Origin of the sequence: Pseudoalteromonas tetraodonis (genome assembly GCF_002310835.1) — a bacterium.
GTDB classification, from domain to species: domain Bacteria; phylum Pseudomonadota; class Gammaproteobacteria; order Enterobacterales; family Alteromonadaceae; genus Pseudoalteromonas; species Pseudoalteromonas tetraodonis.
In genome coordinates this window covers 2,269,638-2,293,560 of record NZ_CP011041.1, presented here as the reverse complement: position 1 = coordinate 2,293,560, position 23,923 = coordinate 2,269,638, and the positions used below count along the sequence as shown (strand labels likewise).

The 23,923-nt window shown below is 41.4% G+C and carries 17 protein-coding genes and 1 other RNA gene; 11 read left to right on the top strand and 7 right to left on the bottom strand.

Annotated elements, in window-relative coordinates; translation table 11 throughout:
* Window positions 1-158 precede the first annotated feature (158 nt).
* Window positions 159-566, top strand: coding sequence for a septal ring lytic transglycosylase RlpA family protein (locus tag PTET_RS10700; RefSeq protein WP_013465421.1), 408 nt, complete (start codon window positions 159-161; stop codon window positions 564-566).
* Here the strand turns inward: PTET_RS10700 and cydC are convergent.
* Genes cydC through PTET_RS10675 form a run of 5 tightly spaced genes read right to left on the bottom strand, consistent with a single transcriptional unit; the run spans window position 563 to window position 6,953 of the window.
* On the bottom strand, window positions 563-2,299 hold the full coding sequence (gene cydC, locus PTET_RS10695; RefSeq protein ID WP_096038620.1) for a thiol reductant ABC exporter subunit CydC: 1,737 nt from the start codon (window positions 2,297-2,299) through the stop codon (window positions 563-565). The genes PTET_RS10700 and cydC overlap by 4 nt on opposite strands.
* On the bottom strand, window positions 2,292-4,067 hold the full coding sequence (gene cydD / locus PTET_RS10690) for a thiol reductant ABC exporter subunit CydD (protein WP_058155029.1): 1,776 nt from the start codon (window positions 4,065-4,067) through the stop codon (window positions 2,292-2,294). The genes cydC and cydD overlap by 8 nt, the downstream gene beginning before the upstream one ends.
* Entirely contained in the window at window positions 4,057-4,221 is a 165-nt protein-coding gene (gene cydX / locus PTET_RS10685; RefSeq protein ID WP_013465418.1) for a cytochrome bd-I oxidase subunit CydX, read from the bottom strand. Before cydX ends, cydD begins: the two co-directional genes overlap by 11 nt.
* Before the next feature lie 12 nt (window positions 4,222-4,233).
* Window positions 4,234-5,373, bottom strand: a complete 1,140-nt coding sequence (gene cydB / locus PTET_RS10680; RefSeq protein WP_096038619.1) for a cytochrome d ubiquinol oxidase subunit II — start codon at window positions 5,371-5,373, stop codon at window positions 4,234-4,236.
* Window positions 5,370-6,953, bottom strand: coding sequence for a cytochrome ubiquinol oxidase subunit I (locus PTET_RS10675; protein ID WP_013465416.1), 1,584 nt, complete (start codon window positions 6,951-6,953; stop codon window positions 5,370-5,372). The genes cydB and PTET_RS10675 overlap by 4 nt, the downstream gene beginning before the upstream one ends.
* A 292-nt stretch (window positions 6,954-7,245) precedes the next feature.
* Here PTET_RS10675 and lpxB point away from each other — a divergent pair, with 292 nt between their 5' ends.
* The 6 genes from lpxB (at window position 7,246) to PTET_RS10645 (ending at window position 15,220) form a co-directional block, all read left to right on the top strand.
* Entirely contained in the window at window positions 7,246-8,403 is a 1,158-nt protein-coding gene (gene lpxB, locus PTET_RS10670) for a lipid-A-disaccharide synthase (RefSeq protein ID WP_096038618.1), read from the top strand.
* Window positions 8,393-8,992 (top strand): ribonuclease HII, encoded by a 600-nt coding sequence (rnhB, locus tag PTET_RS10665; RefSeq protein WP_096038617.1) that lies wholly within the window; start codon window positions 8,393-8,395, stop codon window positions 8,990-8,992. The genes lpxB and rnhB overlap by 11 nt, the downstream gene beginning before the upstream one ends.
* A 2-nt stretch (window positions 8,993-8,994) precedes the next feature.
* Window positions 8,995-12,486, top strand: a complete 3,492-nt coding sequence (dnaE, locus tag PTET_RS10660; RefSeq protein WP_096038616.1) for a DNA polymerase III subunit alpha — start codon at window positions 8,995-8,997, stop codon at window positions 12,484-12,486.
* Window positions 12,487-12,502: 16 nt separating this feature from the next.
* Window positions 12,503-13,459, top strand: a complete 957-nt coding sequence (gene accA, locus PTET_RS10655) for an acetyl-CoA carboxylase carboxyl transferase subunit alpha (protein WP_008467493.1) — start codon at window positions 12,503-12,505, stop codon at window positions 13,457-13,459.
* Between the two features lie 112 nt (window positions 13,460-13,571).
* Window positions 13,572-14,882 carry a tRNA lysidine(34) synthetase TilS gene (gene tilS, locus PTET_RS10650; RefSeq protein ID WP_096038615.1) on the top strand — a complete coding sequence of 437 codons (1,311 nt, stop codon included), beginning with the start codon at window positions 13,572-13,574 and terminating at the stop codon, window positions 14,880-14,882.
* On the top strand, window positions 14,879-15,220 hold the full coding sequence (locus tag PTET_RS10645) for a hypothetical protein (RefSeq protein ID WP_008467489.1): 342 nt from the start codon (window positions 14,879-14,881) through the stop codon (window positions 15,218-15,220). Before tilS ends, PTET_RS10645 begins: the two co-directional genes overlap by 4 nt.
* Before the next feature lie 55 nt (window positions 15,221-15,275).
* On the opposite strand, the gene PTET_RS10640 is transcribed toward PTET_RS10645, so the two are convergent.
* Window positions 15,276-16,172 carry a GGDEF domain-containing protein gene (locus tag PTET_RS10640; protein ID WP_024601811.1) on the bottom strand — a complete coding sequence of 299 codons (897 nt, stop codon included), beginning with the start codon at window positions 16,170-16,172 and terminating at the stop codon, window positions 15,276-15,278.
* Window positions 16,173-16,299: 127 nt separating this feature from the next.
* On the opposite strand from PTET_RS10640, the gene PTET_RS10635 reads away from it, so the two are divergent.
* Window positions 16,300-18,273, top strand: a complete 1,974-nt coding sequence (locus tag PTET_RS10635; protein WP_096038614.1) for a monovalent cation:proton antiporter-2 (CPA2) family protein — start codon at window positions 16,300-16,302, stop codon at window positions 18,271-18,273.
* A gap of 18 nt (window positions 18,274-18,291) precedes the next feature.
* On the opposite strand, the gene PTET_RS10630 is transcribed toward PTET_RS10635, so the two are convergent.
* Complete coding sequence (locus tag PTET_RS10630; protein ID WP_016899295.1) at window positions 18,292-19,437, bottom strand: patatin-like phospholipase family protein; 1,146 nt, start codon at window positions 19,435-19,437, stop codon at window positions 18,292-18,294.
* 346 nt (window positions 19,438-19,783) lie between these two features.
* Between PTET_RS10630 and PTET_RS10625 the strand changes: the two genes are divergently transcribed.
* The 3 genes from PTET_RS10625 to PTET_RS10615 all read left to right on the top strand — a co-directional run bounded on the left by PTET_RS10625 (window position 19,784) and on the right by PTET_RS10615 (window position 23,857).
* A complete protein-coding gene (locus tag PTET_RS10625) occupies window positions 19,784-20,662 on the top strand; it encodes a DUF3014 domain-containing protein (RefSeq protein ID WP_016899296.1) in 879 nt (292 codons plus the stop codon).
* A gap of 139 nt (window positions 20,663-20,801) precedes the next feature.
* Window positions 20,802-20,898, top strand: an RNA gene (ffs, locus tag PTET_RS10620) — signal recognition particle sRNA small type.
* A gap of 202 nt (window positions 20,899-21,100) precedes the next feature.
* Window positions 21,101-23,857: a hybrid sensor histidine kinase/response regulator gene (locus tag PTET_RS10615; protein ID WP_096038613.1), complete on the top strand. Its 2,757-nt coding sequence runs from the start codon at window positions 21,101-21,103 to the stop codon at window positions 23,855-23,857.
* Window positions 23,858-23,923 lie beyond the last annotated feature (66 nt).

The window sequence follows — 23,923 nt, the reverse complement described above, 5'->3', positions numbered from 1 at the left end:
AAAAAAACCACCTTTGAGTAATCAAGGTGGTTTTTTATTAGCTGATATTTGATTAATAACTCAGCCATGAAGTGCATGTTGCTATGTTTATTAAATTCAGTCTCTACTCAGGCTTACCTTATTACACTCCCTACACATTTTCCTATAAAGTATTAATAATGAAACGGATAAAGTTAGTATTGCTTTCAATGCTATTGGTTATGTTAACTGCTTGTAGTACTGCGCCAAGGCAAATAATTAATCAACAAAGTGATATGTCAGAGCGAGGTAAAGCATCATTCTATGCAGACAAATATCATGGCAGAACCACGGCTAATGGCGAACGTTTTAGCCAACAGGCGGCAACGGCTGCGCACCTAAGACTCCCATTTGGTACAAAAGTGAAAGTTACCAATATTGCTAATAATAAGTCTGTAGTGGTCAGAATTAATGACAGGGGGCCTTATATTCGGGGTCGAATTATTGATTTATCTAAGGCGATGTTTAAAAAAATAGCCGACCCTAAAGTCGGCGTTATTGATGTAACGGTCACCGTTATTGATAAAAGTAATACTGCTAAGGACTAAAAGCGGGTCGTTAACGCCACATAGTCAGGGTGTTCATTGAGCAATTGTTGATGTGAACCTTGAGCGATGATTTGTCCACTGTCTAACCAGATGACACTATCCATTTGCGATAACAACGCTGGATCATGAGTAATTGTTAATACACTAGCATGCTCTTTTAGCTGTAAAATACTGTTCATTACGGCTTGTTTAGAAATATTATCGAGCCCTTCAGTGGGTTCATCGAGCACTACAATGGCGGGTTGTTGCAGCAGCGCTTGTGCCAAGGCAATGCGTCTTGACTGGCCTTGAGAGACACTGCGTCCCCCTGTGCCTAAACGAGTATTTAAGCCTTCTTTTAGCGCGCTAAACCAGTCACCCAGCTCGGCTTGTTTTAACGCCGCTGTCATTTGTTGCGGTGTTGCATCAGGTGCCGCATAGGCAAGATTATCGCTTAATGTACCATCAAAAATATGATGCTGCTGGGCTAAAATATTTAATGTTTTTGCACGGCTTTCATTATTTAAATTATGCAGGTTTATTGTTTCTTTTTCGTTTTGTAAGCTAATTGCACCTTGTTGCAGAGGCCATAAACCGCTGAGTAAATTCACTAAGGTTGTTTTACCACTGCCGCTTCGTCCAACAATCGCCACTTTATGCTTTGCAGGTAGCTCAAAACTCACATTATTTAATGCCTGCTTTTGGCCATAGTGGTAGCTAATTTTATCTAGCGAAAGTGTCCATTTTTTATTTTTTGAATCAATAACTTGTGAAGGTACCTCGTTTTTCTTCAGTACTTTATCTTCAAGGGTAAATAGTCGCTCAGCTGCTTTTAATACATTAGGTAGTTCAATAAACGCGTTGGGTAGTAACAATACACTTTCAAAACTGGCCAGTACAAACAAACTCAACATCGCCAATTCAACATTTACCATCTCGGCGCTAAACACCAGCGGCACAATAGTGACAATGCTGGCGATCATAGCCAGTTGCACTATAAGTAAGCTCAAACCATCAGCATTGCCAAGAGCCTTATGACGAATAAATAATTGCTGATTATACTGCTTACTTAACTGATCACACTTAGTGAGTTGTTGGTTTCGAGCTTGATAAATATTTAGTTCTCTAAGACCCGTTAAGGTATCAGATAGCTCAGCTCTTAATTGGGCGCTGAGTAATGTTTCTTGGTGGCTGTTTTTATCTAATTGTCTGCTCAATATAGCGGGTATAACCACCCCAATAACAACGATGCCCGTAAAGCAAATTAAGGCTACACTTGGGCTGTAAGCAGACATAAACAGCATAATAATAGGCACTGTTAGTAGAGCAACTAACATCGGCAGCAACACATTTAAATAAAATTTATCTAGTGCGTCTACATCATTTTGTAAGCGGTTAACTAAATCGGCACTGCGGCTCATAGCCAAATCAAGATTATTAAGTTTACTGAGTGTGGCGAACATATTTACTCGTATTTCACTTAACAATAAAAATGTGGCGTTGTGAGTAACTAAGCGTTCAGCGTAACGTGAAGCGGTGCGCACAATCGCCAAAAAACGAATGGTGCCAGCTGGGGTAAAGTAGTTCATATGGACGCCCGCAATTCCTGCGGCAGCCATAGAAGCTAAAAACCAGCCGGAAATAGCGAGTAAGCCTACATTAGCTAGCACCGTGAGTGACGCTAGAAACGTCCCTAAAAGCATCGCTTTATAATGAGGGCGGCACAATTTAAGTAAACGAATAAAGTTAGTCATTAGTCGCTCCATGTTGCGCTGTTTGCAGCAGCTTTGCAAATTCGCCAGCTTGCTGGCTGAGCGTTATAAAGTCGCCTTGCTGAGCGATGGCACCGTTTTCCATAACGATAAGTTGTTTGGCATTTCTTACTGTATTTAAGCGGTGCGCTATGGTGATCACTAAGTGTTCTTTTGCATACTCAGCAATAGCGTTTTGAATGAGCTGTTCAGTTTGACTGTCTAAATGAGCGGTTGGCTCATCAAGCATTAAAATAGGGGCGTTTTTTAAAAATGCACGAGCTAAAGCAATACGCTGCTTTTGTCCTCCAGAGAGCCCTTCGCCTTGTTCACCTATTAATGTGTTAAACCCATCAGGTAAGTCGTTAATAAATTCCAGCGCACCAGCTTGCTGCGCCGCCTGCTCAAGTGCTGCATTTGAAACGCCTGGGTTACCTAGCTTTATATTAGCGCCAATGGTGTCGTAAAATAAGGTTGGCTTTTGTGGGATCCAGGCAATGTTTTGTTGTAATTGGCTTATATCGGCTGTCGTCAATGGTTGTTGGTCAATGGATATGTGTTGTATTACTTCTGGGTGAAAACCAAGCATGCAATCAAGTAGGGTGCTCTTACCTGAGCCGCTAGCTCCCACAATGGCTACTAGTCCTGTGCTTGGCAGGGTTAAATTAATATTATTAATTCCCTCATTGCTATTAGGGTAACTAAAATTGAGATCATGGACGCTGATAGTGCTGTTACCCTCCATGTTTATATGAGCTGTGTGGTTATTATTTTTTGATGGCAGTGGTGCATTTAAAATGATTAGCATATCTGCAGCAGCACTAATTCCTTGTAAGCGCGCATGATAATGGCTGCCTAATTGGCGAAGCGGTAAGTAAAATTCAGGCGCTAGCAGCAATACTACAAAGCCGGTTGCAAAATCGAGCGTGCCAAAAAATAATCTAAAACCAATAATAACCGCTACCAGTGCCACACTAATTGTGGCTAAAAACTCCAGTGCAAAAGAAGATAAAAAAGCAATTTTTAACACGCTTAGCGTTGCATGCCTAAAATCATCTGAAATTTGGGCTATTTGCTTTAGCTCTTTGCGCGTAGCATTAAACAATTTTAGTTGGGTAAGCCCTTGTATGCGGTCAAAAAAGTAGTTGCCTAATACCGCCAGTTGTTGCCAGCGCTTTTGGTTAAGCGCTTCTGCCTTATGACCAACTAGAATCATAAAAAACGGAATAAGTGGTGCGGTTAATAAAAATATCAGTCCCGCTTTATAATCGGTCGGAAATATAACCACTAATATTGCCAGAGGAATAAGCGCACTATAGGCAACCCCTGGTAAGTACTTTGCATAGTAGTCATGCAGTGCTTCTACACCATTGTGCAGCGTGTTGAGCGTAGCGCCTTGGCCGTGTTGCTCTATATAACTTGGCCCAAGTAGCGTGAGTTTATCGAGTAAAGTTTGGCGAATAGCCGATTTGATTTTAAGCGCTGCAAATGCGCTTAAGCGCTCACTTAACGCTAAAAAAATGGCGCGCAGTAAAATAATACCCGCTAAAGGCCATAAAAAGTGGGTTACTTGGGCTAAATTACGCCCTTCAAACATCACATCATGAATGGTTTGTGCAAGTAAATAAGCGCCTGCAATCATTAAAATCGCATTAACTGTACCTAGGGCAATGCTTAGCTTTAACCACATTGCTGCCGGCTTACTTTGCTGCTTTAAAAAAGCGCGCAGAGACTGTTGCTGCGCGCGATTAGGTCGGGGGTTAGTCGTCATTATGAGTTGTATTATGCTCGTTTAATAAATCATGGGTGGCTTGTTCATCATCAGCAATACTGTTTTTATTTTGATGAAACTCATACCACATTACATTTATTACGCCTAATGTACAGGCAAGTAATACACCTAAAATCCACGCGAAATACCACATAATTTAGTCTCCTTAATAGCTGCCGTGAGGGTTGTTTTCAATTTCATCAACCGTCACTCTGCGCCACATTTTTACATAACACCACGTGGTGTAGGCTAAAATGAGTGGCACAAATATAACCACAGCAATAAACATAACATTGAGTGTTCTGTGGCTTGATACCGCATCCCAAATGGTTAAGCTAATATCAGGGTTGTTGCTTGAGGGCATGATAAATGGGAATAACGAAACGCCCGCGGTCATAATCACTCCAATTAACATCACACTGGTTGCCAGTAAGCCTAAAGCGGGTTTATTTACTTTAGAAAACAGCAGTGCACACAGTGCCATTGCAAATGCCAAAATAGGGAAGGTCATTGTCCATGGACGTTCGCTGTAGTTATTCAGCCATGCGCCTTGGGCGGTTGTGACTACTTTTGCCAGTGGATCTGCATGGCCTTGAGTATCACCCATAGAAACAATTTGATAGCCCGTTAGGTTGGCAACCCACACACCAGCCGCCGCAAATAACACTATAAAGGCAAGTAATGAGTAGCGACCGTATTGTCCTGAGCGCTCAGCAACCTGATCTGCAGTGCGCAGTTGTAGCCACATTCCCGCGTGTGCAATTAACATGGTAATACTAACTAAACCGGCAATGAGCGCAAATGGATTAAGCAAGGCGAAAAACGACCCTTGGTAACTGACTCTTAATAAATTATCGATATTAAACGGTACACCCAAAAACAAGTTACCAAACGCGACACCAAATACCAGCGCAGGTATGGCACTACCGGCAAACAAGCCCCAGTCCCAGTTATTACGCCAGTGTTTAGAGTCAACTTTAGAGCGATAATCAAAGCCAAGAGGTCTAAAAAATAATGCAAATAACACCAGCATCATGGCAAAGTAAAAACCAGAAAACGCTGCCGCATAAACCATAGGCCACGCTGCAAACAAGGCACCGCCAGCAGTAATAAACCATACTTGGTTACCATCCCAGTGGGCACCAATGGTATTAATAACGGTACGACGTTCACTGTCTGTTTTGCCCACAAAGCGCAGTAACATAGCAACGCCCATGTCCATACCATCGGTAATGGCAAAACCAATTAACAGCACACCAATAATTAACCACCAGAGCATTTTTAATGTTTCATAATCAAAAATCATGATAGTTCTCCTTTAGCAGCCGTGCTGTGATCAGGTAATTCAAAATGGTACTTACCGGTATGAAGGGAGCTTGGGCCTTGCTTAATAAATTTAATCATTAACCATGCTTCAACAATCGCCAATCCAGTATAGAAAACAATAAAACCGGTCAAGCTAATTAAAATATCATTTACCGTCAGCGATGACGTTGCTAAAAAGGTCGGTAATACTTCAGAAATAGCCCATGGCTGGCGGCCATATTCAGCCACAATCCAACCAAATTCAATAGCAATCCAAGGCAGAGGAATGCTCAATACCGCCGCCCACAACAACCAACGTTTTTGTTCAATAATACGATGGGCGTTGTAATAAAAAGAGAGAATAAACACGCCAAGCATAATTACGCCACAGCCAACCATAATCCTAAATGACCAAAACATAGGGCCCACTTTAGGGAAGGAGTCTTTAACGGCTTGTTGTATTTGTGCCTCGCTGGCATCTACCACATTAGGAGTGTAACGTTTAAGTAATAAGCCATAGCCTAAATCATCTTTGACGTTATCAAACTTTTCGATATTTGCAGGGGTATCGTCACCTGCGCGAAGTTTTTCTAGGTATTCATAAGCAATCATGCCATTGCGAATACGCTTTTCGTGTTTTTTCTCAAGATCTGAAATACCAATCACTTGCTCATCAAGTGAGCGAGTTGCAATAATCCCTAATGCGTAGGGAATTTTTACTGCAGCATGAGTGACTTGCTCTTCTGAGTCAGGGAAACCTATTGCAGTAAAGGCTGCTGGAGCTTCTTCTGTATGCCATTCAGCTTCTATGGTCGCGAGTTTTACTTTTTGTACTTCACCGACTTCGTAGCCAGATTCATCACCGAGTAAAATAACACACAAAATAGAGGCTAAACCAAAGCCTGATGCCACCGAGAACGACCGTTTAGCAAATGCCAAATCACGTCCTTTTAATATGTACCAGCTACTAATTCCAAGTACAAACATAGAGGCGGCCACATAACCTGCAGACACGGTATGAATAAACTTAACTTGTGCTACAGGGTTAAATACCAGCTCTGCAAAACTGGTCATTTCCATGCGCATGGTTTGATAGTTAAACTCAGCCCCTACTGGATTTTGCATCCACGCATTAGCGACTAAAATCCACAGCGCAGACATATTTGTGCCCAGCGCCATTAAAAATGTGACCCCTAAATGCTGGCGTTTAGAGAGCCTATCCCAACCTAAAAAGAACATTCCCACAAAGGTTGATTCTAAAAAGAATGCCATTAAGCCTTCAATGGCCAGTGGCGCACCAAATACATCACCCACATAGTGCGAGTAATACGACCAGTTAGTACCAAACTCAAATTCCATGGTGAGGCCCGTCGCCACGCCAATAGCAAAGTTAATACCAAATAACTTGCCCCAAAACTTAGTCATATCACGATAAATTTCGCGACCGGTCATAACATAAACCGATTCCATGATAACTAAAATCCAGGTCATACCGATTGTTAACGGCACAAATAAAAAATGAAATAGAGCGGTGACAGCAAACTGTAATCGCGATAGATCCACAAAGGTTTCATCTATCATTTTTGGCTCCTTTGGTTGTGATGCAGTGACAGCACAAAGCAATTGTTAATGTTTTAATAAACTTTCAGTAATTTCTGAAAGTTTGCATCATTATTAGCGTTTGTACAATTTTTGTCAATATGTATATTAGAAAACTTTAATATACTATGACATTACATCAGTCTATAAAATACGCAATCATCAATTAAGAGTAAGTTAGAAAAAAGTGGTGTGTTTTAAGCGTTTAACCTAGCCTTAAAACACGGTAAACTAATCGGTATGAACGCCGGGTTTACTTGTGAAAAAATAGCAAATGAAAAAAGATAAAAAACAACTACGAATTGGTATTGTGGCAGGTGAACTGTCGGGCGATATTTTAGGTGAAGGGCTCATAAAAGCGCTTAAAATACACTTTCCTGATGCCACTTTTGAAGGTATTGCAGGCCCTAAAATGCAAGCTCAAGGCTGCAAAACGCTGTTTGATATGGATGAGTTGTCGGTTATGGGCTTGGTTGAAGTCCTAGGCCGTTTACCGCGCTTGCTAAAAATCCGCAAACAACTCGTGCAGCACTTTGTTAATAACCCTCCTGATGTATTTATTGGTATTGATGCGCCGGACTTTAATTTACGTGTAGAAAAACCGTTAAAAGATGCAGGCATCAAAACCGTGCAATACGTAAGCCCTTCAGTGTGGGCGTGGCGTGAAAAACGTATTCACACTATAAGTGCAGCAACTAACTTAGTATTGGCTTTATTGCCTTTTGAAAAAGAATTTTACGACAAACACCAAGTACCGTGTACTTTTGTAGGCCATACATTAGCTGACGACATTGCACTTAAGCACGACGATAGCCAAGCCCGCAGCCAACTAGGCTTAAGTGCTGATGATAAGGTGTTAGCGTTATTGCCCGGGAGCCGGGGCTCAGAAGTGGGCTTGTTAAGCGAAACTTACATAAAAACAGCGACGCAGTTACAAGCGCAGAACCCTGCATTAAAAGTCGTGGTGCCACTGGTGAACGAAAAGCGCAAAGCGCAGTTTATTGCTATTTTAAATGCCACAGCGCCCTCACTTAATGTTAACTTACTGGATGGGCAATCAAATTTAGCCATGCAAGCCGCCGATGCTATATTGCTTGCATCAGGTACAGCAACGCTTGAGGGCATGTTATATAAAAAGCCAATGGTGGTTGGTTATAAAATTAAACCCATGAGTTACTGGATTTTTAAAACCTTATTTACCTTTAATATTAAATATTTTTCGCTACCCAATTTATTGGCAGATGAAGAGTTAGTACCAGAGTTTTTACAAAGTGAGTGTAATGTCGCTAACTTAACAGCAGCACTTACCCCTATACTCAATAGCGATAATAAAGAATTAAAAGCACGCTTTTTAGCCATACATGAAAAAATTAGATTAGATGCAAGTAAACAAGCTGCAAATGCAGTGGCGGAGTTAATAGATGCAAATTGAACGACCCAATGTAACCTTAATAGCCGGTGTGGATGAAGTTGGTCGTGGACCGCTGGTGGGTGATGTGGTTACAGCCGCTGTTATTTTAAATCCCGCTAAACCGATTGCTGGCCTTGCCGACTCTAAAAAATTAACCGATAAAAAGCGCCAATTATTAGCCATCGAAATAAAAGAAAAAGCACTGTGTTACGCCATTGGCCGTTGTAGCCCCAGTGAAATAGATGAGTTAAATATATTACAAGCCACTATGCTTGCTATGAGCCGCGCGGTGGAAGCACTTAACACAGTGCCTGAATTTGTGTTTGTAGATGGAAACCGCCTTCCTAAATTAGCCATGCCCGCACAAGCGGTGGTAAAAGGCGATAGCCTAGTTGCTGAAATATCAGCCGCGTCTATTTTAGCAAAAGTTGCCCGGGATGATGAAATGATTGAACTTGATGCACGCTACCCACAATATGGGTTTGCAGGGCATAAGGGGTATCCAACTAAGGCACATTTTGCAGCGCTTGAACAATACGGTGCGATAGATGAGCATCGCAAGAGCTTTAAACCTGTGCAGCGTGTGCTTGCGCTTTCGGGTAAGGAGTAATTATGGCGGCTCCTGAATTTGTTCATCTAAGAGTTCACTCAGACTTTTCAATGGTTGATGGTTTGGCAAAAACCAAACCAATCGTCGCTAAAGCACAAGAGCTTGAAATGCCAGCGTTGGCAATTACCGATCAAATGAACTTTTGTGGTCTGGTGCGTTTTTATGGCGCAGCGCATAATGCGGGTATTAAGCCGATTGTTGGTGCGGATTTTTGGGTACGTAGCCCAGAATTCCCCGACGAACCAAGCCGATTAACATTATTAGCCAAAGATAACATTGGCTATAAAAATATTACTTTATTGATCTCTAAAGCCTATCAACGTGGCCATGTTTTTCATCGCCCTGTCATTGACCGTGAGTGGTTAGTTGATTTAAAAGAGGGGCTTATCATACTCTCGGGCGCCAAAGATGGCGATTTAGGAAAAGCCTTAATAAAAGGTAACCCCGCTATTGTTGAGTCGGTGGTCAGTTTTTATAAACAGCATTTTAGCGATCATTATTATATAGAGCTTATTCGTACCAACCGTGCTCAAGAAGAAAATTATTTGCACATGGCGGTGGAGCTTGCAACAAATGAGCAATTGCCAGTAGTGGCCACCAATGAAGTGGTATTTTTAAAACCTGAAAACTTTGAAGCCCATGAAATTCGTGTGGCTATTTTTGATGGTTACACTCTAGATGATAAACGCCGACCAAAGCGTTTTTCACAAGAGCAATACCTAAAAACGCCAGAACAAATGGCAGAGCTATTTAGTGATATTCCAGAAGCGCTACAAAATACCGTAGAAATTGCAAAGCGCTGTAATGTAACCGTGCAATTAGGTGAGTATTTCCTACCAGATTACCCGACGGGCTCACTAAAAATTGATGAGTTTTTGGTTAAAGTGTCACAAGACGGCCTTGAAGAACGATTACAGTTTTTATTTCCTGACGAGCAAGAACGTCAAGAAAAACGTGGCGAATACGATGAACGTTTAAAAATAGAACTTGATGTAATTAACCAAATGGGATTCCCTGGTTACTTCTTGATCGTAATGGAGTTTATTCAGTGGAGTAAAGATAACAATATTCCAGTAGGCCCAGGGCGTGGTTCAGGTGCGGGTTCATTAGTGGCTTATGCCCTCAAAATTACCGACCTTGATCCGCTCGAATTTGACCTACTCTTCGAGCGATTCTTAAACCCTGAACGTGTTTCTATGCCCGACTTTGACGTCGACTTTTGCATGGATAGGCGTGATGAAGTAATTGATCATGTATCGGCCTTGTATGGCCGTGACGCGGTATCGCAAATTATTACCTTTGGTACTATGGCAGCAAAAGCGGTAATACGCGATGTAGGCCGGGTACTTGGTCATCCGTATGGGTTTGTCGATCGTATTTCTAAGCTTATTCCGGGCGACCCTGGGATGACACTGGCTAAAGCATTTGACGTAGAACCCCGTTTGCAAGAAGCCTACGACGGCGATGAAGAAGTTAAAGACTTAATCGACATGTGTCGTATTCTTGAGGGCTGTACGCGTAATGCCGGTAAACATGCCGGGGGGGTTGTAATATCGCCGACCACCATTACCGATTTTGCGGCGCTCTATTGCGATGACGAAGGCAAGTTTCCTGTTACCCAGTTTGATAAAAACGATGTAGAAACCGCCGGTTTAGTTAAGTTTGACTTTTTAGGCTTACGTACGCTCACCATATTACAGTGGGCGCTGGATATGACCAATGAGCGCTTAAAGCGTGAAGGCAAACAGCCGGTCGATATCAACACCATTCCATTGGATGATAAAAAAAGTATAGAGTTACTGCTGCGCGCTGAAACCACCGCGGTATTCCAGCTAGAATCACGCGGCATGAAAGACCTAGTCCGCCGATTAAAGCCCGATTGCTTTGAAGATATGATAGCCCTAGTGGCCTTGTTCCGCCCAGGTCCACTGCAATCAGGCATGGTAGATAACTTCATCGACCGAAAGCTCGGCAGAGAAGAAATCTCATACCCCGATGCGCAATACCAACACGAAAGTTTAAAGCCGATTCTTGAGCCGACATACGGCATTATTTTGTATCAAGAACAAGTTATGCAAATAGCGCAGGTGCTGGCCGGTTATACACTGGGTGGCGCTGATATGTTACGTCGTGCTATGGGTAAGAAAAAGCCTGAAGAAATGGCAAAACAGCGCTCAACCTTTGAAGAAGGCGCACGTAACAACGGTATTGACGGCGAACTGGCAATAAAAATATTTGACTTGGTTGAAAAGTTTGCGGGTTACGGTTTTAACAAATCTCACTCAGCAGCTTATGCATTAGTATCGTATCAAACGCTGTGGATGAAAACGCATTATCCGGCCGAGTTTATGGCGGCGGTAATGTCGGCTGATATGGATAACACCGACAAAATAGTAACGCTGGTGGATGAGTGTGAAAACATGAAACTCACTTTGTTACCGCCCGATGTAAACGCGGGTGAATACAAGTTTACTGTTAACCTTCAAGGTGAAATTGTTTACGGCATAGGGGCAATTAAAGGCGTAGGTGAAGCGCCGGTTGATGCCATATTAGAGGCGCGAGCAAAAGGCGGCTCATTTAAAGACCTATTTGATTTTTGTGCGCGTGTTGATTTAAAACGCTTAAATAAACGCGTTACCGAGAAATTAATTTATGCAGGCGCATTAGACCAACTAGGGCCTGAAAAAACTCAGCCAGGGCGAGCAACACTATTAGCCAGCTTAAAAGATGCGATGCGCGCAGCCGATCAGCACAACAAAGCTGAATTATTAGGGCAAAGTGATTTATTTGGTTTATTGGCTACAGAGCCTGATGAAGTAGAGCAAGCGTTTATAAAAGCAACACCGCTTACGGATAATCAGTGGCTTGATGGCGAAAAAGACACCCTAGGCCTTTATTTAACCGGACATCCTATAAACCAGTATCGACGAGAGCTTGGGCATTATACCAGTGGGCGACTCATCGACTTACAACCAACTAATCGTGATGTAGTCTCAACCGGAGCAGGTTTAGTGATTGCAGCGAGAACCTTAATTAATAAAAAAGGAAATCGTTGGGGGCTGATAACTTTAGATGACAAAAGCGCCCGAATTGATGTACGCTTGTTTCCAGAACAGTTTGAAATGTACCAAGATATGTTGCAAATCAACAATATTTTGGTGATATCCGGACAGGTCAGCTTTGATAACTTCTCTGGTGGTATTACAATGACCGCCAGAGAAATAAACACCATTGCTCAGGCGCGTGAAAAGCGTATAAAAGCGATTAAGATGACGCTGAATATGGTGCAGATCGAGGCTGGTTTCTTCGATAAATTACAAAAAGTACTCGAACCATACAAAATGGGAACGTGTCCGATCAAGGTATATTATCAACGCCCCGATGCGTTGGTGCAATTAACCCTAGGGATCGAATGGTGTGTTACGCCAAGTGACGACTTAATTCATAAGTTATCGCTGATGGCAGCGCAAAATGTAGAACTAGAATTTAACTAATTAGGTAGTTTAGAGCATGAGCCTCAATTATCTTGATTTTGAGCTTCCAATTGCAGAATTAGAAGCAAAAATTGAAGAATTACAAAATGTAAGCCGCGCTGGCGAATTAGACCTTGGATTAGAAGAGGAAGTCAGTAAACTTAAAGAAAAGAGCGCACAAATGAAGGAGAAAATTTTCTCTGAACTAGGCGCTTGGCAAGTATCACAGTTAGCACGTCATCCGTTGCGTCCTTATACTCGAGATTATATCGAGCGTATTTTTACGGAATTTGACGAATTTGCGGGTGATCGCACGTTTGCTAACGACCCTGCCATTTTAGGCGGCGTAGCCCGTTTAGATGGTGAGCCAGTAATGGTGATCGGTCAGCAAAAAGGCCGTGGTACTGCTGAAAAAATCAAACGTAATTTTGGCATGCCAAAACCTGAAGGTTACCGTAAAGCATTGCGCTTAATGGAAATGGCAGAGCGTTTTAAAATGCCAATCATGACCTTTATCGACACCCCAGGTGCATACCCTGGTGTTGGCGCTGAAGAGCGTGGTCAGTCTGAAGCAATTGCACGTAACCTAAAAGTAATGGCCGCACTTAAAGTACCAACAATTTGTACTGTTATTGGTGAAGGTGGTTCAGGTGGTGCATTAGCCATTGGTGTGGGCGACAGAGTAAACATGTTGCAATACAGCACTTACTCGGTTATTTCACCAGAGGGTTGTGCCTCTATTTTATGGAAAAGTGCTGACAAAGCACCATTGGCTGCAGAGGCAATGGGTGTAACAGCAGAGCGTGTTAAAGAGCTAGATTTAATTAATAATTTAGTTGAAGAGCCTCTAGGCGGCGCGCACCGTAATTATGATGCGATGGCACGTAACTTAAAAGTACGCCTTAAGCGAGATTTAGCAGACCTACAAGCGTTATCGCTTGAAGAGATGCTTGACCAACGTTACAAGCGTTTAATGTCGTTTGGTTATTGTTAAAAATAGCTAAATATAGAAAAAAGCCGCCTATGCGGCTTTTTTTGTTTTAAAATACCGTAACGTAGAGCCTTTATTGTTCGGGTTATTAGCAATTTACTCATTGGGTATATTAATGCACAAAACACCTATTTATCTGCAGGTAAAAAAATCCCTTAATCACTACTTAGAAAATGGGCAATTCACATTTACAGTAGCCTTATCTGGTGGGGTAGACTCGGTGGTGCTGTTGCAGGTAATGCATGCGTTAAAACAGCAGTGCCCGCAATTAGATTTAAGTGCAATTTATGTCAATCATGGCTTAAGTGATAACGCCCATCACTGGCGGCAATTTTGCCATGCACGCTGTGAGCAGCTTTCAATTGATTTTAAGGCGGCAAACGTCATTATTGAGCCGAAATCGCGCACCAGTATTGAAGCGCAGGCTCGCGAAGCGCGTTATCAAGCGCTTGATGAACACAGCCCAAGTGATAGTGTCATTTTGTTAGGCCAGCATTTAAACGACCAAGTAGAGACATTTCTACTTCGTTTAAAGCGCGGCTCAGGCTTAAAAGGGCTCGGCGCTATGCAGCAAACTCGCGTGCTTGAAAGTGGCCGTGAGTGCTACAGGCCATTACTTGGGGTAAAACGCAGCGACATAGAAGCGTTTGCTCAGCAATTTAATATTAGCCATATTACTGATGAGTCAAACTCCAATGAACGCTTTGATCGTAATTTTTTGCGTCAACAAATCGTGCCTAAGTTGGCTGAGCGTTTTACTGGGTTTGAGCAGTGTACAGCCCGTAGTATAGAATTATTACAACAGCAACAAGCACTGCTTGATGAATATACCCAGCAAGATCTCGCACAGTGTATTAACCAACATCAGGCGCTTAATATACAAAATATGGCTCATTACAGCGCTATTCGCATTGCGAATCTTCTGCGCGCATGGCTGGCTTTATTTACTCATACCATGCCTTCGCAAAAACAGTTAATGCAAATAATGAGTCAGGCTATTCATGCCAAAGCTGATGCGCAAATGGTTATTGAGCTAAGCGATGGACAAATACGCCGTCATCAAGGTTATCTGTATTTTGTGCAACCGACGCCTTTAGCCGTTAATATTGAACGCGTAACAAATCACGAATTAGTGCTGAATGACGGACAAATACTACAATGCCTGCAGGGAGTGGGTATACGCGCCCCTAAACTTGATGAACAAGTCAGTGTTCGTTTTAACTGTAATAGTGCGCGTATTAAACCACTCAAAAAACCAGGCAGTAATAGTCTTAAACATTGGTTTAAAGATGCAAAAGTAGCCCCTTGGCTGCGTGCTCATATTCCATTAATTTTTTACAATGATGAGCTAGTTCAAGTGGTTGGTTATTTTGTTAGTGATAACCATAAAGATGAGAATGGAGTTATTTGGGAGTATAAATCATGAGTCAACAACCTCATGTTGGGCTGTCGCTTATAAATAAGGCACCTACTGGCATATTAATTACGCTATTGATTGCGGTTTTAGCGAATGTATTTTTAACCCTTAATATAATTACATTAGGCTACGCTGTGTTGGGCGGTATGGTATGTGCCGCCATTTTACTTGCCTATTGGTTAGGTAAAGGGGGCGTATTTTTCATTTTAGGGGTGAGTATGCCCTTACTGTTAGTGCTTTTTACACCGCTTGCGACAATTGCCGCATTGCTTAATTTACTCAGTGGCTTCTTTTTTGGCTTTTGCGCCATGTTGCTCATTTATAAGCACGTGATATTAAAAAAGTAGCGTAAAAAAGCCCAGCGGGGGAGGCTAGGCTTTTTAAAAATAATGTTTTTATTACTTAATAGGCTTTTGCGCAGTTTCGCCCAGATGCTTTTGCTTTATATAAGCCTTTATCTGCGCGAGAAAATATCTCGTTCTGGCAATCGTCGCTATTAGTCAGCGTAAAACCAATACTGGCTGTGACGTTGTATTTAGACATAATCGGTGAGTTTCTGACTAAACGCATAATACGTTCAGCCACCACTTTATTGGTGGTAAAAGCCGGGTCTTCGATTAATATTGAAAACTCATCGCCACCAAAGCGAAATACCGAATCAGTCCCCCTAATACTACTAGATAAAACCGCAGCAAACTCGATTAAAACGTCATCGCCAATTTTGTGACCATAGTTGTCATTTACTTGCTTAAAATTATCTAAATCAAGCAGCATTAAACTAAACGAATGACCGTTACGTCGATGATTTTCAAGCTTTTGTAGCAACATGTCATTAAATTGACTACGGTTGTTTAATCCGGTTAATGAATCTTTTGTGGCTAACCTTAATACACGGTTATACATAAGCGCATTACGCAATGGATAAATTAGTACACTATGAAAGTGTTGTAGCTTTTTCTCAATAGCCGCACTAAGCGGATACTTTGTATAATAAGTTAATGTGCCTAAGTACTCATTTTCAACTTTTAAATCAAACGAGTACGCTGGATTTTCAACATCACTATTGGGTGTTTTTACATCAATACTTGTTGCTTTAAAATGCACACCAGAAAAATTAAGCAGTTGTCTTGCAAAATTTGCAAACGTTCCTAAAATATCTTCTAAAACTAAGCTCGTTTGCAGTTTAGCTGCTAGCTCATGCAGTGCTGTCGGTGTATTGCTATTATATTGCTCTGCTGAGAACGGCAAAAATTCGCCGCGACCAGAGATACGTTGTGTCAAAATATGAACGTTTTCCACTATTTCTTCCCCCTATAGTATTACTTTTTATAACTAAGCAGGTTATATGCCATATTTACATTCTGGCTGAAACTTATACGGTTGCTATAGTTAAGTTACATTCCATTGATTGCTTATAAGGATTGCATTGCAAAATATTAATGCTCAGGTTTTTGGACTTTTAGTTGCTGCGGTTCTATTTGTATGGCTATTTAAGCGAATAGGGCTTCCCCCTGTATTAGCTTATTTAGCGGTAGGTTTACTAGCTGGTGGCCATGGCGTTGGTTGGATGGCACAAAGCCATGAAATGGACTTTATTGCTGAGCTGGGTATTGTGTTTTTGTTATTTAGTTTAGGGCTGGAGTTTTCTGTATCGCGCTTAATGGCAATGCGAAATATCGTATTTGGCTTAGGCTCATTGCAAGTCATAGTCAGCAGTATCTTGCTTATTTTAATCCTTTATTTATTAAATTTTAGTTTATTAACTAGTTTTACCATCGGCATTATTATTATGCTCTCCTCTACGGCGGTGGTTGCTAAATTATTAAAAGAGAGTGGTGATTTAAATAAACGCCGAGGGCAATTGGCAATCGGTGTTTTACTATTTCAAGACATTGCGGTTGTGCCGTTACTCATTATTTTGCCATTATTTGCCAGCAGTGATCCCAATAGTATTGGTTGGGCATTACTGTTTGCGCTGACTAAAGGCGCGTTTGTGTGTGTATTGCTATGGGCTATTGGCAAGTGGGTTTTGCCCAAGGTGTTTAAAGAAGTGGCACTAGCACGAAGCGATGAGCTGTTTGTATTAACCACGTTATTGGTGTCTTTGTTTGCAGGGTTACTCACATACTCTTTTGGTTTATCGATGGCATTAGGGGCTTTTTTAGCAGGCATGATGCTAGGGGAGAGCCACTATCGTCATCAATTAGAGGCCGATATTCGCCCGTTTCGCGATATTCTCATGGGGTTATTTTTTGTAACCGTGGGGATGCAGTTAGACATTGGTTTTGTTGTTGATCATGCGGGTATTATTATTGTTGCCTTGATGGGCATCTTAATCTTAAAAATTGCCGTAGTGATGTTATCTTCTTTATTTATGGGAGAGCGAAAACAAGATGCGTTAGCGTGCGCTATAATGTTGTGGCAAATGGGTGAGTTTGGCTTTGTGTTAATTGCACTCGCTGCACAGCATAACTTGCTGAGCGTTGAGCAAGTATCATTTTTAATTGCCATGGGCGTAATTTCTATGGCGCTTACGCCCTATTTAATTGATAAAACCCCTTTTATTTTGAAACGACTAGGCATGTTAGAGCGCGCAAAGTTTGCCTTTGAAGACGAGCTTCAAAGTAGCACTCTTTATCATAACCATGTGGTGATATGCGGTTTTTCTCGAGTAGGACAAACTATTGCCCGCTTTTTATCCCCAGAGGCAATTGATTATGTGGCAATAGAGAGCGACCCCATTTTAGTACAAGAAGGAAAAGCGGCGGGCGAGCCTTTAATATTTGGTCATGTTGAGCAAAAAGATATTTTAAAGTGTGCGGGGGTAGAGCGAGCGCGACTAGTCATTATTACTTTTACCGAATTTCAACAAACTCAAATAGTCATTAATGCCATTAAACAGGTTGCACCTAAGGTTAAAATACTCATAAGAACCCGTGATGATAGTCAGTTAGAGCGCTTAAAAGCGCTAGGGGTTACTGAGGTTGTGCCTGAGGCGCTTGAAGCAAGCTTAATGTTGGTGTCGCATGCTTTGTCAATGTCTGGTGTGCCAATGAGCCGTATTATTCGCCGTGTTAGTAGTGAGCGACGAAACCGTTATAAATTATTGCAAAGCTTTTTTGCCGGCGAAAATATTGACAGCGATACCAACTTGCCAGAGCGTTTAGAGTATTTACATGTAATAGCCTTACCAGATAAAGCATTTGCGGTTAATAAAGCAATTAGCGAACTCAATTTAGCAAAAAGAAAAGTGCTAATTAAGGCGCTTCGCCGCGAGGGCGAAGAAATAGACACACCACAAGAACACACAATATTGTATGCTAATGATATTCTAGTGCTGCAAGGTAAACCACGGCGTGTAGAACGTGTTGAGCATTATTTACTTGATGGTATAGAGTAGCCCATCAAGCAAAAAAACTTACTCTAGCTCTAAGAACTTTCTGATTTCAGGGAGTTGTTTCATACCATCGTCGTATCCGATTTGAATTAAATGCTGGGTGTAGCGTTTTTCAAATAACAAATAGCTGGTCAAACTCGACTGAGAGCGCTTTTTTACCCCGATCATACGTAATAAAACTTTTATCGCCCAAGGCATATCATCGTAATACTGCGCGGCAATGGCATTGAAGTTTTGCGATGGATTAATAATAAAGCTATCTATTTGTTTCAATTCTTGATGCTTATGCTTATTGGGCAGTAAACCGAGTGTGCGGTTTATTCTGTCCAAGCGCTCTAAATCAGATTGCATAGTGTCGGTAAATACACTGTCGAGTAAATGCCCTGCCACGGCCGAAAGCCCTGGGAAATGTGCAGAGTACCCTGGAGGATGTGGCTCTTTGGGTTGATCAACCCCAATAATAAATATTTTATTTGCCCCTAAGTGAATAGAGGGGCTTAAAGGTGAAAGCTGATGTATTGAGCCATCGCCAAAGTAATGGTTATAAATATTCACACTTGGAAACACCATAGGAATGGCACTTGAGGCCATTAGGTGTTCAACATTGATACGAGTAGCGCGTCCTTCGCGCTTGGCTCGTTGCCAAGAATGCTGCGTATTTGACTGAAAAAAAGCAACAGAATCGCCAGTAGTATAACTGGATGCAGTGATAGACAGCGCCTCTAAATAGTCACGGTGTAAATTACGCTCAATACGATGTAAATCCAGTATATCGTTTAACAGTTTTCTAAGTGGTCGGTTATTTAACAAGCTTGCTGGTGGATGGTTTATATGCTCTGACTGGAAACTGGTTAAAATATTACGGGTAATATGACCAAACACACTTAAAAAGTCGCTTTTATATACCATCGAAGTTGAAAAGTTTTTCCAAACTGTTTCTAGTTTTCTTACCGCTAAATGCATACATGAGGCGTAACATGCTAAGGCCGCAGAATTAATTGCACCGGCAGAGGTGCCATTTATCACTCTAAAGGGGAGCGGGGCGGTTCTGGGCATACTTTGCGCCAACGCTTTCAAAACACCCACTTGATAAGCCGCTCGGGCACCACCACCTGTTAGTAATAAGGCAATTTTAGGTTTACTAGGATCGACTTGCTTAATTTTCATGTTAGGTATTTAAACTGTTCGCTGTCTTTACTTTATTTATTTACTGTAAGTCTTTAAGCTAGAAGAATCAAAGGATATGTTAGAGTCTATTTATCTTTCGAGGTTGAATTTTTAGTAGTGTGTTTGTTTTTTAGGCAAGGCTGAGCCTATGTATTGTGGTTACTTCCCAAAAATAGGTGATAACGTAGCTTAAAAATTAAACATCCTCTACCCAAGGGGGCTGAACAAATTTTAATCCGGAAAGGTCAACAGACCCTACTTATTAATGAATATTAGTGTAAGTTAGGAATTAAATCTGTTTAGAGTACTCTAAACGGTATCGCATTTTTATATTTATGGAGTTCGTATGTCAGATAAACCATCAGAATCAGATGTTCAAAAACGTCCACCGAATAACAACCTTATCTTCGCAGGGGTTATTTTATTAATCATTATTATTGCCGCCGCGTTTGTATTATTAAAACCAAGCGAAGCCCCAGAAACAGTTATGCAGGTTGAAGAACCCATAAAAGAGCAACCCGTTATGGAGCTAAAACCTGAAAACGACCCAGTGGTCGGTGCACCATCGGTTAAGCCAGAAAAACCTGAAGAGTTAGCAGTGCCAACACAGCGCCCAGACGTTGAGCCAGAGTCTGAGGTTGTGCCTTTACCAACATTAAATGACAGTGATCCTGTCGTGGTTGCAAAATTAGATGAATACTTAGGCGATGCGGCAATGAGCCTAGTGTTAAACGATGATGTTATTCGTCGTGGTGTGGTGTTTATCGATAACTTAGCAAAAGGTAAGGTAGCTAAGAAACATACCCCAGTTGTAAAGTTAGAAGAAGGTTTTAGCGTAAACGAAGGCGATATTTTAACCATTGATCCTAATAGCTATGAACGCTACACCCCATATGTAAAAGTACTAACAAGTATGAGTGCCGCACAAGCTGTTCGTTTATATGAAGAATATAAACCGCTAATCAACAGTGCATACACTGAAATTGGCTATGGCGATGATGAGTTTACACAAACACTTGAAGATGCCATTGACTTGCTACTTGATACTCCAGAGCCAAAAGGCAGCTTACCTTTATTGCGTGACTCGGTTACTTATCAGTATGCGTTTTCTGAGTGGGAGCAATTACCCGCTGCACAAAAACAACTTTTACGCATGGGCCCAGAGAACATGAAAAAGGTAAAAGCAGCGCTACGTAATATAAAAGCGCAGTTAGAGAGTAATTAATAACCGCTTTAATAACTAAATACCCTGCGATTGTATATGAAGTGTGCAATCGCACTTTCTTTTTTGATTATCCCTTGAATAACAGAGTAAAAGTAGAGATAATCTCAATTGCGCCAACCAAGGCCCTCAATGGTAGTCTTATTGGTCCTCTCGCAACACTAGCAGGCGAACCTGGTCAGGCCCGGAAGGGAGCAGCCACAGTTTGTGACGTGTGTGCCGAGATGTGGCTGGTAAGACTGCCACCCAAATTCCTCATTTGGGTGTATTAAAATTCCATTTTTCAATATTTCTTATTTATATTATTCGTACACTAATTCTAGATCATACCCACTTAGCTAAATTTTTACCTTTATAGACAATAGCTAATGAGTGAGCAATAATTAAAACTCATGATTATACTTTACGCCGCAGGTGTTTAATAAGCTATTAAGGGTCAATATGACGTCTCAGAGGAATAAGTGGGCGCTTGCTATATTATTAGGGCTTTTGGGGGGATGCGCTAACCTTTTACCTCTGTATTTTTTTGATAGCTCTGAATTTTTATTTGGTCAGACGTTTGTAATACTCAGTTTAGTGTTTGCTGGGCTTCGTTATTCCCTCCTTAGTTTAACTATTGTCACTGGTTTTTTATTTTATCGCTGGGGGCATAGCTGGACCAGTATTGTTTATGTGCTTGAGCTGTTTTGGCTTTATACCTTTTGCTTAAAGCGTTCTAAGCCAATACTTCCTTTAGGCGCAGTGTTTTGGTTTTTAGTCGGCTTACCACTGGTGTGGGCTTTGGGTCACTTTGTTATAGGCCTGCCTTGGCTCACGCTTGTTGTGGCTGCCTCAAAATACTTTATCAATGCCATGATAGCGTTAGCTTTGGTCGACTTAGTGAGTGTGTTTGTTCCCCACGCAAGCCGGGCTTATCAAGGGCAGCCTCTGGCCCGTATATTAAGTTATGTTGTCAGTATCATTATTGTTTTGGTGGTTTTGATCACCAGTGTCTTTTTGGTTAATCAGCATTACTCGCGCTTAGAATACGAAGTAAATACGCAACTTAAAGAAAAATCACGCTCGATCAGTGCCCAGCTTAGTGACTATTTGTTGTTTCATAAAAATGCAATGGTAATAACCAGTGATGCAATGAGTGCCGGAGTACCAATACAGCAGCAGCTTGAGCGGCTAATGGCTTTATACCCTGGTTTTGCAACTAGTCTGTATGCGAGCTCCGAAGGTTATGTTGAGAAAAGTATACCCAGTGAATTGCTCAGTGGTTTAAGTCAGAGTCAGCGTTATGTTAATGATCGTCCCTATTTCGCTGAGGCTCAGCAGTTCCCCTTAGGCTACAGCAGTGGCGTTTTTCAAGGCAGAGGATTAGGCGATCAACCTATTGTTGCGCTTTCGGCTCCCATTTATAAAAATGATGAGTTTTATGGTGTAGTTGAGGGGTCGCTCAAGCTAGATCAGTTAGAGCGGTTTATTCCCAATTTATTTGAGTATAAAGGGGATTTACTTATTCTTGATGCCGATAAAAAAGTGGTATTTAGCTCGTTAAGTCAGTTTACGGTGCTGACTGATTTTAAACAGCAGGATCTTAGTATCCAACGTTTAAGTGGTAATCAGCTTTTTCGTTCTAATGATAACGAGGTGTATCATACAAATCAGTATGTTGACGACACCACAGGTTGGCAGGTTATATCGCTTTACAATCGTAAATATTTAAGCTTGGTGGTAGTGGCTGCTTGGTTGCCCACTATGTTGCTGGGGCTATTTTCCATTGCACTGGTGGTATTATTTATTTATAAATTCACCCATTTGCTGGTTAAACCCATCATAGAGTTAACTAATTTAATCAACAGCTTTAGTAAAACTAAAAAACACGTATTTAATACCGATTCTAGTTGGTATGAAGTACTGCAATTACAGCAACAATTTGAAATGCTGGGCAATGCACTTCAGCATTCAATCAAAAGTTTGCAAGCCTCTAATGTAAAAAATGAAGACCTTAATAAACAACTTAGTCAATTTAATCAGCAACTAGCAGATAAAGTAGCAGAACAAACAACTGAGCTAACACAAGCCGTTAAACTCGCTAATGAAGCAAATATCGCTAAGTCACAATTTTTAGCTAATATGAGTCACGAACTTCGCACACCTATGAATGGAATATTAGGTATGGGAGAGGTTTTGCTTCGAGATCAGTCTTTAAGTAATGAACAAAAAGAGTTGTTGCTCACGCAGCAAAAAAGCGCAAAAAATTTGCTTAATATTCTTAACGATATTTTAGATTTTTCTAAAATTGAAGCAAATGCCATGGAGCTAAATAGTAGACCCACGCAGCTAGCTCCATTTATCGAAAATATACGCTCTTTATTTACGCCGATTGTTAGTACTAAAGAAGTAGAATTTAGCATAATTCAAACCACAAATTTACCACTGTACATTAGTGTTGATGAATTACGCTTAAATCAGGTGATTATTAATTTACTCTCTAATGCGTATAAATTTACAGAGCAAGGCTTTGTGCGGTTATCGTTCGATTATAGCGATAATAAACTTCAGGTTAGCGTTGAAGATAGCGGTATTGGTATTGCAAAGACACAGCAATCATTATTATTTAGTGAGTTTACTCAAGCTGATGTGGGCGTTGCACGTAAGTATGGCGGAACAGGGCTGGGGCTGGCTATTTCTCAAAAGCTAATAAGAATGATGGACGGTGAAATTCATTTACACAGTGAAGAGGGTAAAGGTAGTACGTTCACCTTTAGTATTAGTGCGCCAGAATCAGCAGACGTTCCTTCAAAGTTACCTAAAAAAACAGCTTCGCAGCCAAATCTTTTGGATAAACGCATACTGTTGGTAGAGGATAATGCGATTAACCGACAGGTGATTGCAAAAATGCTTGAGCCTACTAAAGTGAGTTTAACAATGGCTGAAGATGGCTTAAAGGCGCTTGAAGTATTGAAGAGTCAGTCGTTTGATTTGATTTTAATGGATTGCCAAATGCCGAACATAGATGGCTATGAATGCACTCGCGCGATTAGAACCACTGAAATTAAAACCGGCTTACGAGTACCTATAGTGGCGATCACTGCAAATGCTTATGAAGAAGATAAGCAGCGCTGTTTAATTGTTGGTATGGATGACTTTATAGCCAAACCCTTTAATAGCGATGATTTATATACAGTGATTGGTAATATACTCAGTTGAGCAGCAGCTGAAGAGCACACAGCATAGATCACGGTTAGCATGCTAAGTGGCCGAGGCGTGCTCGGC